This window comes from Rhodococcus sp. NPDC058505, assembly GCF_042720095.1.
Taxonomy (GTDB): domain Bacteria; phylum Actinomycetota; class Actinomycetes; order Mycobacteriales; family Mycobacteriaceae; genus Rhodococcus_G.
Map to the genome: position 1 here is coordinate 49,366 of NZ_JBHXNB010000002.1, position 13,296 is coordinate 62,661.

General features: G+C 69.5%; 10 protein-coding genes and 2 tRNA genes. All 12 read left to right on the forward strand.

What is annotated here, in order from left to right:
- Positions 1-5: 5 nt before the first annotated feature.
- The 12 genes from gyrB (at position 6) to ACFWPA_RS01915 (ending at position 13,248) form a co-directional block, all read left to right on the forward strand.
- Positions 6-2,045, forward strand: a complete 2,040-nt coding sequence (gyrB, locus tag ACFWPA_RS01860; RefSeq protein WP_378508691.1) for a DNA topoisomerase (ATP-hydrolyzing) subunit B — start codon at positions 6-8, stop codon at positions 2,043-2,045.
- A 332-nt stretch (positions 2,046-2,377) separates the two neighbouring features.
- Entirely contained in the window at positions 2,378-5,098 is a 2,721-nt protein-coding gene (locus tag ACFWPA_RS01865; RefSeq protein ID WP_378569560.1) for an ATP-binding protein, read from the forward strand.
- Positions 5,095-5,508 (forward strand): roadblock/LC7 domain-containing protein, encoded by a 414-nt coding sequence (locus ACFWPA_RS01870; protein WP_378508693.1) that lies wholly within the window; start codon positions 5,095-5,097, stop codon positions 5,506-5,508. The genes ACFWPA_RS01865 and ACFWPA_RS01870 overlap by 4 nt, the downstream gene beginning before the upstream one ends.
- Before the next feature lie 13 nt (positions 5,509-5,521).
- Positions 5,522-5,899: a DUF742 domain-containing protein gene (locus ACFWPA_RS01875; protein ID WP_378569561.1), complete on the forward strand. Its 378-nt coding sequence runs from the start codon at positions 5,522-5,524 to the stop codon at positions 5,897-5,899.
- Positions 5,880-6,470 carry an ATP/GTP-binding protein gene (locus ACFWPA_RS01880; protein WP_378508695.1) on the forward strand — a complete coding sequence of 197 codons (591 nt, stop codon included), beginning with the start codon at positions 5,880-5,882 and terminating at the stop codon, positions 6,468-6,470. Before ACFWPA_RS01875 ends, ACFWPA_RS01880 begins: the two co-directional genes overlap by 20 nt.
- 39 nt (positions 6,471-6,509) lie before the next feature.
- Entirely contained in the window at positions 6,510-7,325 is an 816-nt protein-coding gene (locus tag ACFWPA_RS01885; RefSeq protein WP_378569562.1) for a hypothetical protein, read from the forward strand.
- A 206-nt stretch (positions 7,326-7,531) separates the two neighbouring features.
- On the forward strand, positions 7,532-10,045 hold the full coding sequence (gyrA, locus tag ACFWPA_RS01890) for a DNA gyrase subunit A (protein WP_378508697.1): 2,514 nt from the start codon (positions 7,532-7,534) through the stop codon (positions 10,043-10,045).
- Positions 10,046-11,416, forward strand: coding sequence for a DUF3566 domain-containing protein (locus ACFWPA_RS01895; RefSeq protein ID WP_378569563.1), 1,371 nt, complete (start codon positions 10,046-10,048; stop codon positions 11,414-11,416).
- Between the two features lie 100 nt (positions 11,417-11,516).
- Positions 11,517-11,590, forward strand: a tRNA-Ile gene (locus ACFWPA_RS01900).
- A 27-nt stretch (positions 11,591-11,617) separates the two neighbouring features.
- Positions 11,618-11,728 (forward strand): DLW-39 family protein, encoded by a 111-nt coding sequence (locus tag ACFWPA_RS01905; protein ID WP_378508699.1) that lies wholly within the window; start codon positions 11,618-11,620, stop codon positions 11,726-11,728.
- Between the two features lie 7 nt (positions 11,729-11,735).
- A tRNA-Ala gene (locus ACFWPA_RS01910) sits at positions 11,736-11,808 on the forward strand.
- Between the two features lie 168 nt (positions 11,809-11,976).
- Entirely contained in the window at positions 11,977-13,248 is a 1,272-nt protein-coding gene (locus tag ACFWPA_RS01915; protein ID WP_378569620.1) for a lipase family protein, read from the forward strand.
- The last annotated feature ends 48 nt before the right edge of the window (positions 13,249-13,296 follow it).

The window sequence follows — 13,296 nt, forward strand, 5'->3', positions numbered from 1 at the left end:
CTCCCGTGGCTGCCCAGAAGTCAGACAAGAGCACTGGAAACAAGGAGTACGGCGCCTCTTCGATCACCGTCCTCGAGGGACTCGAGGCGGTCCGGAAGCGTCCCGGCATGTACATCGGCTCCACCGGTGAGCGCGGCCTGCACCACCTCATCTGGGAGGTCGTCGACAACTCGGTCGACGAGGCGATGGCCGGACACGCGTCCAAGGTCGAGGTGACAATGCTCGCCGACGGCGGCATCGAGGTCGTCGACGACGGCCGCGGCATCCCGGTGGGAATGCACGCCTCCGGCGCGCCGACCGTCGAGGTCGTGCTCACCCAGCTGCACGCGGGCGGCAAGTTCGACTCCGACGCGTACGCGGTCTCCGGCGGCCTGCACGGCGTCGGCATCTCCGTGGTGAACGCCCTGTCGACGAAGCTCGAGGTTGAGATCGACACCGACGGGCACCACTGGTTCCAGACCTACACGAATGCGGTTCCGGGGGAGCTGATCCAGGGCGAGCCGACGAAGCGGACCGGCACCACCGTCCGGTTCTGGGCGGATCCGGAGGTCTTCGAGACCACGAACTACAACTTCGAGACCGTCGCGCGCCGGCTGCAGGAGATGGCCTTCCTGAACAAGGGCCTGACCATCACCCTCACCGACGAGCGGGTCGCGGACGAGGAGATCACCGACGAGGTCGTCAGCACGACGGCCGATGCGCCCAAGACCGCCACCGAGACCGAGGCCGAGGCCAGCGCGCCGGTGCACAAGGTCAAGTCGCGCGTCTACCACTACCCGGGTGGCCTCGAGGACTACGTGCGGTTCATCAACCGCACGAAGCAGCCGATCCACAACTCGGTCGTCGGTTTCACCGCGAAGGGCACCGGCCACGAGCTCGAGATCGCGATGCAGTGGAACTCCGGGTACTCGGAGTCGGTGCACACCTTCGCGAACACCATCAACACCCACGAGGGCGGTACCCACGAGGAGGGCTTCCGCGCTGCGCTGACCGCGACGGTGAAGAAGTACGCCAAGGAAAAGAAGCTGGTCAAGGACAAGGACCCGGAGCTGTCCGGAGACGACATCCGCGAGGGTCTGGCCGCGATCATTTCGGTGAAGGTCGGCGAGCCGCAGTTCGAGGGCCAGACCAAGACCAAGCTCGGCAACACCGAGGTCAAGTCGTTCGTGCAGAAGGCGTGCAACGAGCATCTCGCGCACTGGTTCGAGTCGAACCCGGCCGACGCGAAGACGATCGTGAGCAAGGCGGTGTCGTCCGCGCAGGCCCGCACCGCCGCCCGCAAGGCGCGTGAGCTGGTCCGACGCAAGAGCGCCACCGACATCGGCGGCCTGCCCGGCAAGCTGGCGGACTGCCGGTCCAACGATCCGAGCAAGTGCGAGATCTACATCGTCGAGGGCGACTCCGCCGGTGGCTCGGCGAAGTCCGGCCGCGACTCGATGTACCAGGCGATCCTCCCGCTGCGCGGCAAGATCATCAACGTCGAGAAGGCCCGCATCGACCGGGTCCTCAAGAACGCCGAGGTCCAGTCGATCATCACCGCGTTCGGCACCGGCATCCACGACGAGTTCGACATCGCCAAGCTGCGGTACCACAAGATCGTGCTGATGGCCGACGCCGACGTCGACGGCCAGCACATCTCGACGCTGCTGATGACGCTGCTCTTCCGGTTCATGCGCCCGCTGATCGAGCACGGTCACGTCTATCTCGCGATGCCGCCGCTGTACAAGCTCAAGTGGCAGCGCTCCGAGCCGGAGTTCGCCTACTCGGATCGCGAGCGGGATGGCCTGCTTGAGGCCGGGTTGGGCGCGGGCAAGAAGATCAACAAGGACGACGGCATTCAGCGCTACAAGGGCCTCGGCGAGATGAACGCCAAGGAACTGTGGGAGACCACGATGGACCCGTCGGTCCGGATCCTGCGCCAGGTCACCCTGGACGATGCTGCGGCGGCCGACGAGCTGTTCAGCGTCCTGATGGGTGAGGACGTGGAGGCTCGACGCAGCTTCATCACCCGAAACGCGAAGGATGTCCGTTTCCTCGACGTGTAGCGGTACCGCCGCAGGCCGGGCGCCCGTGTGATCTCACTCACGCTGGCGCCCGGCCTGTGGCGTATCGATCGGTCACGCAAGCCCGCGTCCTCTGTGACCGGTGTGACGGGTGATGTCCTGGTGTCCAGTTCTGGCGTCGTGACCGACGAATTTGGTCACGACGACATAACCGAATGGGTACATTCGCACTTCTGGCCCGGGGGCGCAGCCTCTACACTCCGGTATCGCCCAGCAAACAGCTTTCGGCGCCCGTGCGAACACTCGGGGGTGGGGGAGGACGGTGCAGGTCGGCAACCCGCATCGGACCTGGGTGGAAAGTGAGCGTTGGAGAGATGAACGAACAAGCACCGCCTGCGAGCAGGCTCTGGAACCTCGAGGGCTGGGGTCTGCGGTGGAAGGTCACCGCAGTGCTCGCGATCCCGGTCACCGTCGCGATGGTGCTCGGTGGGCTGCGCGTGCAGGAGGAGCTGAGCCGAGCGGTCCGGTACAGCACCGCGGCCGACCAGGTCTCCAGCATCCCGGACATCGTCAAGCTCGGTACCGACTTCGGCCTCGCCTCCGCGGGCTTCAGCGTCGGCGCGCTCATGCCGGAGGATCTCGTCGGCCTGGAGGGGTCGATCGAGCAGGTCCGCACCGCGGCCGAGAACCCCGAACTGCCCGAGGACCTGACCGACCGGTTGCGTGCGTCGCTCGGCGCCATCGAGGGAATCCAGACCGAGATGGAGGCCAAGGCTCCCGTCCGGCCCGACCTGCCCGAGCAGACCTCCGCGATCCGCGCCGACCTGACCAGGATCGTCGACGACATCGTCTCGCCGATCGACGACACCGGTGTGATGACCGCGCATCGTCAGCTGGTCGACGCGTGGTCGGCGCAGCGCCGGATGGCCGACCAGGTCACGGGCGCGCTCGAGATGATGACGAACCCCAACGCGTCGTCCACCGACTTCATCACTGCGTCCGGTGCCGAGATCGCGATGATCGACTCCCTGGCCCGCTCGTTCCCCGCGGCGGCGCCGCGGCTCGACGCGCTGACCGAGGCGGTGCACACCCGACTGGCCACCGTCGACGCGGCGCAGGGAGGCGCCTGGCCGCTGCTTGAACTGCGCCAGTCCATGGTGGAGAGCGTCGGAACCTACAGCGACCTCGTCGCCGAGTCCGCCGAGGCCATCACCTCCACCGTCGCCGCCCGCGCCGACGAGACCCGATCGTCGGCCCTGCGCGACGCCGCCCTCGTCCTCGCGACGCTGCTCGCGGCGCTGGTCCTGGCGCTGCTCGTGTCCCGATCCCTGGTCGGGCCGATCCGCAGGCTCCGCTACGGCGCGCTGCGGGTCGCCCGTAAGGATCTGCCGGAGGCGATTGACCGGGTCAAGGCGGGTGACACCGACGCGGTCAAGCACTTCGAACCCGTGCCCGTGCACACCACGGAGGAGATCGGCCAGCTCGCCCGCGCGGTCGACGACATCCATGCGCAGGCGCTCAAGCTTGCCGGTGAGCAGGCCAGCCTGCGGCTGCAGATCGGCGACATGTTCGAGACCCTCGCGCGCCGGTCGAAGTCGCTCGTCGACCAGCAGCTCGGCCTGATCGAGGCCCTCGAGTTCGAGGAAAAGGACCCGAAGCGACTCGAAAGCCTGTTCCGGCTCGACCACCTCGCCGCGCGCATGCGCCGCAACGGCGACAACCTGCTGATCCTCTCCGGAACTCAGACGCGTCGCGGCCAGTCCGCGCCCGTTCAACTGGGCGACGTGGTTCGCGCGGCGATGTCCGAGGTTGAGGAGTACCAGCGGGTCCAGGTCGGATCCACCCCGAACGGCGCCCTCGGCGGCGGCGTCGCGACGGACATCATGCACGTGCTCGCGGAGCTGCTCGACAACGCGCTGCGCGCCTCCCCGCCGGACACGAAGGTGCGGATCGCCTTCGCCCGCGCGGTCGACGGCGGCGTCCTCCTCGAGGTCACCGACCAGGGCATCGGCATCCCGGCCGCCGACCTCGCGGTGATCAACGAGCGGCTCGCGTCCGGTGGTCAGGTCGGACCCGAAACCGCACGCCACATGGGCCTGTTCGTGGCCAGTCGGCTCTCGGAACGGCACGGCCTGACCGTCCGGCTGCGGCACGCCATGAGCGAGGGCCGGGAGCAGGGCATCACCGCGAGCGTGCACATTCCGGCGAGCCTGCTGATGTCACCGGTCGAGATGGAACTCACCGGGCCCCAAGCCAGGGTCGACACCGGCTCGATCCCCGAGGTGACCGTCGTCGAGTCCGGTCAGATGCCGCAGCTGGTGACGGGGTCGCACCCGGCGCTGTCGAGGCGCGCCCTGCCGACGCCGCTCACGCCGGACCCGTACGGCGAGGCCCCCGTGGCCCCGGCCGTCGTCACCCCGGAATCGCCAGCCCCGGAACCGGTCGCGGGGGAGCAGTCCGCACCTCCGACGGCCCTGACCGCGCAGAACGGCCTGCCGCAGCGTGTTCCCGGCTCGACTCCCGGTCTGCCGCAGCGCACCCCCGGGGCATCCGGGGCGCCGCGCCCGGCGTCCGCCGGCGCGGGGATTCCGCCCGCACCGGTTCCCGACCTGCCCCCGCCTGCCCCGGCCGCTCCGCTGGCGGCTCCGCCCGAGCCGGACCTGCCAAGCAGGCACCGCTATCGCAGCAACCCGGTCAAGACCGCGTCGTTCTTCCAGAACCGGCCCAATCCGGGTGCGACGCAGGACGTCACGAGCACGGGCACCCCGATCTTCTCCGGCATGGTGTCGGACTGGTTGACCGATCCCACCGAGCCGCACGGCATCGGACGGGACTGGACGTCGGCGGCGGACGAGGGGTGGCGGGCCGCGGACCGCGCCGCCGAGGCCCCGATCGACGGCAGGACCGAGTCCGGCCTGCCGCAGCGGACACCGGGGCGGCGGCTCGTGCCCGGCCACGCGGAGTCCGCGGCGGCGCGGAGTCGGTTGCGTGACCCTGAGGCGGTACGTGAGAACCTCAGCCGTCACCAAATGGGAATTCGCGCGGGTCGTGCCGCCGGCACGGCCGAACGCAACAGCAACGGAGGAGACAAATGAGCAGCGAACAGGTGTCCGAGGGCCATCCGCTGGACTGGCTCGTGTCGAACTTCGCCCGCGACGTGCCGGGGGTCTCGCATGCCGTCCTGGTCTCCGCGGACGGCCTGCTGATGGCCGGGAGTGCGCACCTGCCGACCGACCGCGCCGAGCAGCTCGCCGCGGTCACCTCCGGACTGGCCAGCCTGTCCGCGGGCGTGTCGAACCTGTTCGACGGCGGCGGCGTCCTGCAGTCGGTCGTCGAGATGCAGCAGGGATACCTGCTGCTGATGAGCGTCGGCGACGGATCGCATCTGGCCGCGCTGACCTCCACCAACTGCGACATCGGACAGGTCGGCTACGAGATGGCGCTCCTGGTCGACCGGGTCGGCGCCTCCGTCCAGGCGGTGCCGCGGTCGGCGATGGGCACCTGAGCCGAGGTTGGCCATGAACGAGCAGTACACCGACAGCCCCGGCGGAGGCGGGCCGAGCCTGGTCCGGCCCTACTCACTGACCTCGGGACGCACGAAACCCGCGGTGGAGTTGGCCATCGAGGCATTGATCCAGACGTTACCGGACCCCGAGAACCGGACTCTCGAACTCGGTGACGTCGACGCGGCGATCGTGGCATTGTGTGCCCAGTCGCCGTCCGTGGCCGAGATCGCCGCCCGCGTCGGCGTGCCGATCGGTGTCGCCCGGGTGCTGGTGGCCGACCTCGTCGAGGCTGGTCATGTCCGGATCCTGGCAACCCTTCAGGACGATTCGAGCGAGAGCGAACGTCGTGAACTCATCGAAAGGGTCCTCGGTGGACTTCGGAAGCTCTGAACCTCGGCCCGGTGGCCGGGTCACCTCGACCAAGATCGTCGTTGCCGGCGGCTTTGGTGTCGGCAAGACCACGCTCGTCGGCGCGGTGTCCGAGATCGTGCCGCTGCGGACCGAGGCGCTGGTCACCAACGCCTCGGACGGGGTCGACAACATCAGCGCAACGCCGAACAAGGCCACGACGACGGTCGCGATGGACTTCGGTCGGATCAGCCTCGCTCAGGACCTGGTGCTGTACCTGTTCGGCACCCCGGGGCAGAACCGCTTCTGGTTCATGTGGGACGACCTGATCCGCGGTGCGATCGGGGCGGTCGTGCTCATCGACACCCGACGCCTCGACGAATCGTTCGCGGCGGTGGACTTCTTCGAGGCCCGCAACCTGCCGTTCCTGGTGGCGATCAACGAGTTCGACGACTCGCCGCGCTACCCGCTGGAGGAGATCCGGCAGGCGCTCGCGGTCTCGCCGGACGTGCCGATCATGTCGATCGACGCCCGCAACCGGGAATCCGCGAAGGGCGCGCTGGTCGCCGTCACCGAATACGCATTGCGGCGCCTGGGACAGCCGGTCGCCTGAGCCAGGTCCACACCACCCCGAAGGACGGCGAGCTGCAACATGTCGGATCAAGTGCATCACCTGTCGATGGGAATCTGGGTCGTCCTCCTCGCCGTCGGGACCGCGGCGATCGGCACCTACGTCGGCGTCGCCTGCGCCCGACGGGCCGCGTTCGCGCCGAACCGCCGGGCGATGTGGACCGCGATCGCGGTGCTGGCGATCGGGGGCGTTGCGTTCTGGCTCGCGAACATCGTGGTGCTGGCCGGGTTTGAGGTCGACGACAGTGCGGTCCGGTACGAGTCGGTCCGGATCGTCGGATCGCTGATCCTGTGCCTGGCCGCCGCGTTCGCCGGATTGCTGATCAGTAGATCGCGCGGCGGCAACCGGCACGTGTCCACCGGGGACCGGCTGATCATCAAGGTGATGGCCGGTGCTGCGGCGATGGGTCTCGGCATGACCGCGGGCTTTTACCTCGTGATGACCTCCATCGAGGTGCAGGGGCGGACCTACATGGACGGGGCCCTGATCGCGGTCGCCGCCGTTGCCGCCGTCCTTGCCTCGATCGGCGTGCTGTGGATGGCGACCGCCGACGTCCCGCGGGTGGTGCTCGCCTGCGGATCGGGCGCGGTCGGGCTCGCACCGGTCGCGATGCACGCCGCAATGATGGCGGCACTGCGGGTCCGCCTCGACGGGGTGTCCACCACGCCGCCGGGTGTCGAGGTGTTCGCCATCCTGTTCCCCGCCTTCGTGATCGGCATGCTGATCCTCGCGGTGCCCACCGTCGCGCTGCTGCTCGCGCCGGATCGGCTCACCGCGGAACTCGAGGAACAGGCCCGGATGTGGGTGCGGCAGGAGGAGTCGCCTCGTCACGGCTGACCGTCGGGCGCGCCGCGGGGACGGTGTTCGGCGACAAGTCGCCACGGCTGCCGGTTCTGGCTGACCAGCACCTATAGACTTGTGTGGTTGTGCGACGCGGGACGAAGGGAGCATGGGCTTTCGATGTCGACCGTCGCCCCGGGTTCGCGGGTTCCGCCCGCGGCCGTCGCACCCGGCACCACAGAAGCTGAGAAGAAGAGGAGCCGATGACTGACACCACGTTGCCGCCGGACGAACCGGGGCACGATCGCGTCGAGCCGGTGGACATCCAGCAGGAGATGCAGTCCAGCTACATCGACTACGCGATGAGCGTGATCGTGGGCCGCGCCCTACCGGACGTGCGTGACGGTCTCAAGCCCGTGCATCGCCGCGTGCTGTACGCGATGTACGACAACGGCTATCGCCCGGACCGCGGATACGTGAAGTCCGCCCGACCGGTCGCCGACACGATGGGCAACTACCACCCGCACGGTGACACGTCGATCTACGACACCCTGGTCCGCATGGCGCAGCCGTGGTCGCTGCGCTACCCGCTCGTCGACGGCCAGGGCAACTTCGGTTCCCGCGGCAACGACGGCGCGGCCGCGATGCGCTACACCGAGTGCCGGATGACGCCGCTGGCGATGGAGATGCTCCGCGAGATCGACCACGAGACGGTCGACTTCGCGCCCAACTACGACGGCAAGACGCAGGAACCGACGGTCCTGCCGAGCCGCATCCCCAACCTGCTGGTCAACGGCTCCAACGGCATCGCCGTCGGCATGGCCACCAACATCCCGCCGCACAACCTGCGGGAGGTCGCGGACGCCGTGTACTGGGCGCTCGACAACCCGGAGGCCGACGAGGAGAGCACCCTCGAGGCCGTGATGGAACGGGTCAAGGGCCCGGACTTCCCGACCGCGGGCCTGATCGTCGGCGGCCAGGGCATCCAGGACGCCTACCGCACCGGCCGCGGCTCGGTCCGGATGCGCGGCGTGGTGGAGATCGAGGAAAACGCCAAGGGCCAGACGATCATCGTCATCACCGAGCTGCCCTACCAGGTCAACACCGACAACTTCGTCAACGCGATCGCCGAGCAGGTCAAGGACGCGAAGATCGCCGGGATCTCCGACATCCACGACGAGTCCTCGGACCGCGTCGGCCTGCGGATCGTCGTCACCGTCAAGCGGGACGCGGTCGCGAAGGTCGTGCTCAACAACCTGTACAAGCACACGCAGCTGCAGACCACGTTCGGGTGCAACATGCTCTCGATCGTCGACGGGGTGCCGCGCACGCTGCGCCTCGATCAGATGATCCGGCTGTACACCGTCCACCAGCTCGAGGTCATCGTCCGGCGCACCAAGTACCTGCTCCGCAAGGCGGAGGAGCGCGCCCACATCCTGCGCGGTCTGGTCAAGGCACTCGACGCCCTCGACGAGGTCATCGCGCTGATCCGCGCGTCGCAGACCGTCGACATCGCCCGCGCGGGCCTGATCAACCTGCTTGACGTCGATGACATCCAGGCCGACGCGATCCTCGCGATGCAGCTGCGTCGCCTCGCCGCGCTCGAACGCCAAAAGATCATCGACGAACTCGCCGAGATCGAGCGTGAGATCGCCGACTACCAGGACATTCTCGCCAAGCCGGAGCGGCAGCGCGCGATCGTCCGCGACGAGCTCAAGGAGATCGTCGACAAGTACGGCGACGATCGCCGCACCCGGATCATCGCCGCCGACGGCGACGTGTCCGACGAGGACCTGATCGCGCGCGAGGACGTCGTCGTCACGATCACCGAGACCGGGTACGCCAAGCGCACCAAGACCGACCTGTACCGCTCGCAGAAGCGCGGCGGCAAGGGCGTCAAGGGTGCTGAACTCAAGCAGGACGACCTGGTCCGGCACTTCTTCGTCACGTCCACCCACGACTGGCTGCTGTTCTTCACCACGAAGGGCCGCGTCTACCGGGCGAAGGCGTACGAGCTGCCCGAGACCGGGCGCACCGCCCGCGGTCAGCACGTCGCGAACCTGTTGGCGTTCCAGCCGGACGAGCGGATCCAGGGCGTGATCCGGCTGCAGTCCTACGAGGACGCACCCTACCTGGTGCTCGCGACCCGCAACGGCCTGGTGAAGAAGTCGAAGCTGTCGGACTTCGACTCGAACCGGTCCGGCGGCATCGTCGCGATCAACCTGCGCGGCGAGGACGAACTGGTCGGTGCGGTGCTGTGCTCCGCGGAGGACGATCTGCTTCTCGTGTCCGAGCAGGGGCAGTCGATTCGCTTCTCCGCCACCGACGAGGCGCTGCGCCCGATGGGCCGTGCCACGTCCGGTGTGCAGGGCATGCGGTTCAACGGTGACGACGCACTGCTGTCGCTGAACGTGGTCAAGGAGGGGACGTACCTGCTGGTCGCGACCTCCGGCGGCTACTCGAAGCGCACCCCGATGGAGGACTACCCGGTGCAGGGTCGCGGCGGCAAGGGCGTACTGACGATCCAGTACGACCGCAAGCGTGGCACCCTGGTCGGAGCGCTCATCGTCGACGACGACGACGAGGTGTACGCCATCACCTCCGGCGGTGGTGTGATCCGCACGGCGGCCAAGCAGGTGCGCAAGGCCGGCCGACAGACCAAGGGCGTGCGGTTGATGAACCTGGGGGACGGCGACAACCTGCTCGCGATCGCGCGCAACGCCGACGAACCCGAGGAGTCCGACGCCGCCGCGACCGATGCAGCGAAGGAGTCGTAAGTGAGCACTCCCCACCAGTCCGGCAGCGACCGGCCCACCCCGGCGGGCCCCGGCCCGTCGGGGCAGCCGCAGGCAGCGAAGACCGGAACCAATGGGGTCTCGGACGGGGCCGCGTCGACGGCCCCGCCCGTGAACGGCGGTTCGGTACAGCCCGTGAACGGCGGTTCGGCACAGCCCGCAAACGGGTCGGCGCGGCCCACGCCCGCGAAGCCGGACACCGCGGCGGCGACACCCGCCGGTCCCGCGGTGAAGCCGGATGCTGCGGCGACGTCGCCCACCGCGGCACCGGCCGCGGGCAAGCAGGCCGCGCCGGCAGCCAAGGAGGCGTCCGCGCCGTCCGCCGCGGCGGAGTCGGCGAAGCCCGCCGCGTCGAAGCCGTCCGCGGGGGAGTCGTCGAAGCCCCCGGCCGCGGCACCGACCTCGGGAACCGGCCCCGGCGCTGCTGGGCGTCCGGCGGCCGCAGGTGCCTCGGGTGAGCCGTCCGGGTCCGGCGCGCAGGCCAGCGGCCGCTCCGCCCCGTCCACCCCGGCCGCATCGCGTCCGGACCAGGGCGCGACGAGCGGGCAGCAGGCCGACCGCCCCGGCCAGGGGCGGCCCGCCGCGGCCGCCCGGTCCGGTGCGCAGACCCCGCCGTGGCAGCGCGGCACGCAGTCCGCCGCGACACCCGCCCAGCCGGCCAAGACCCCGGCAGCGAGCGGCAAGGCAGCGGCAGCGCAGGCAGGTACGGGCACGCCCGCCGCGGCACGACCGGCCGCCCAGCAGGCGGCCACCGCCCAGCAGCCCGCTGCCCGGCCTGCCGGGCAGCGGCCCGCCGACCCCGCACGGGCCGCGAAGAAGCAGGCGGCGCAGGCGAAGGCCGCCGTGATCGACGGCCCGACCCGGCACATCGACCGGGAGGACCTCGCGAAGGACCTCCCCGACCTGTCGGAGATCAAGCATCCGACGCCGGTCGCGACGGAGAAGGTGCCTGCGCGGAAGCCGCCCGTCGTCGTCGCGGCCACCACCCCGATCGGGGACCCGTTGCGGGCGTCCGTGCAGATCCGCAAGATCGACCCGTGGTCCGCGCTCAAGGTGGCCCTTGTGCTGTCGGTGGCGATGTTCTTCGTGTGGATGTTCGCGATCGGATTCCTGTACCTCGTGCTGGACGGCATGGGCGTGTGGGATCGGCTGAACAACGCGTTCACCGACATCATCTCGGAGTCGTCCGACTCCGGTCTGGTGACCGCGGGACAGGTGTTCGGGTACTCGGCGCTGATCGGTGGCATCAACATCGTCCTGTTCACCGCGCTCGCGACGGTCGGGGCCTTCATCTACAACCTCTGCACCGATCTCGTCGGCGGTGTCGAGGTGACCCTGGCGGATCGGGACTGACCTGGTCTTTCGCTACTCCACCGGCCCGATTTTGGTGGCCGCGGGTCGGTGGGGTAGTGTCATGCCTCGGTTCGAGAGAGTGATCTTCCGGGCCGATCACGGGCCTATAGCTCAGGCGGTTAGAGCGCTTCCCTGATAAGGAAGAGGTCGGAGGTTCAAGTCCTCCTAGGCCCACTCCCCGTGCCGACGAAGGGTTCGAGCATGAAGATTCTGGTGGTCATCGCGACCGCGGCAGCAGTGATCTTCGGACTCACCAAGCTGCGCTCACAGCAACGCGGCGAGGACGTCTGGCACGAGGTCACCAGCCGCTGACGCGGACGGGGCCTTAGCTCAGTTGGTAGAGCGCTGCCTTTGCAAGGCAGATGTCAGGAGTTCGAATCTCCTAGGCTCCACAAGTTCACAGGCTTTCCCGCGACACCCCGCACCCGAACGGTGCGGGGTGTCGTGCATTGCGCGGGCGTGAGCCGGTCGCCCGGGCCGGGCGCGGTGTTGTGTTAATCTCCCCGACGATCTGTTACCACCGGTAACAGGCATCCGTTCCTTCGGGGGTTCTCCACGTGATCAACAGCAGGGGAGTGCGCGGCGCCGTCACGGCCGCACTGGTCGCTGGCGCCGCCGTCGCGATGTCGGGTCAGGCCGCGGCGGCCCCGGACTTCTACCGCGCCCCGACCGAGCTGCCCGACGCCGCTGGCGCGCTGATCCGGACCGAGCAGGCGGTTCTCGTGCCGAGCGTGCCGACCTCGACCGGCGGCTTCCCCGCGGACAGCACCCGGATCATGTACCGCAGCACCGACGCCAACGGGAAGCCGATCGCGGTCACCGGCACCTACTTCGACCCGCAGGCGCCGTGGACCGGAGCGGGAGAGCGGCCACTGGTCTCGCTCGCCGTCGGAACCCACGGCCAGGGTGACCAGTGCGCCCCGTCGAAGCTCTTCGGGCAGCCGCTCAACGTCGACGAGCACCTCGCCCCGATGGTCGAGTACGAGACGCTCGCCGTCGACAACCTCCTGCTGCGCGGCATCGCCGTCGTCGTCACCGACTACGAGGGACTCGGCACCGACGGTGTCCACACCTACGTCAACCGCGCAGCGCAGGCACACGCGGTGATCGACGCCGCCCGTGCGGCCCGCGCCCTGCCCGACACCGCGATCACCGCCGACGGCCCGGTCGGCTTCTGGGGCTATTCGCAGGGCGGCGGCGCGGCGGCGGCCGCCGCCGAACTCGCGCCGCAGTACGCGCCGGACCTCGACGTCAGGGGCGCATACGCGGGCGCGCCCCCCGCCGACCTCGAGGCCACGCTGGAGGAGATCGACGGCTCGTCGCTGACCGGCGCGATCGGCTACTCGATCAACAGCCTCGTCCAGGCCTACCCGGAGCTGTTGGAGCTGCTCGACACCGAGATCAACGACCGCGGCCGGGACATGCTGGCCCGGACCGCGACCCAGTGCGTTCCCGAGACCGCCGCCGCGTTCGGTTTCCAGCGGACCAGCGACTACACCCGCAGCGGTGAGCCGCTGTCGGTGGTGCTGGAGCGGATGCCGCTCGCGAAGGACCTCCTGGCCCGGCAGCGCATCGGCCGGTTGACGCCGGCCGCCCCGGTGTTGATCCAATCGGGCGTGCACGACGACGTGGTGCCGTTCGGGCAGGCCGCTCAGCTCGCCGCCGACTGGTGCGACCGGGGCGCGACCGTCCGGTTCACCGAGAACCCGCTGCCCGCGCTCGGAACGGGTGTCGGCGTGAACCACGCCGCCCCGATGCTGCTCGGCCTGCCCGAGGCGTCCCAGTTCATGGTGGACCGCTTCAACGGAGTTCCCGCCGCGGGCACCTGCTGACGGCCGTCCACCGGTCGGGTTCGGCCAGCACCCCCCGCGATGACCGGG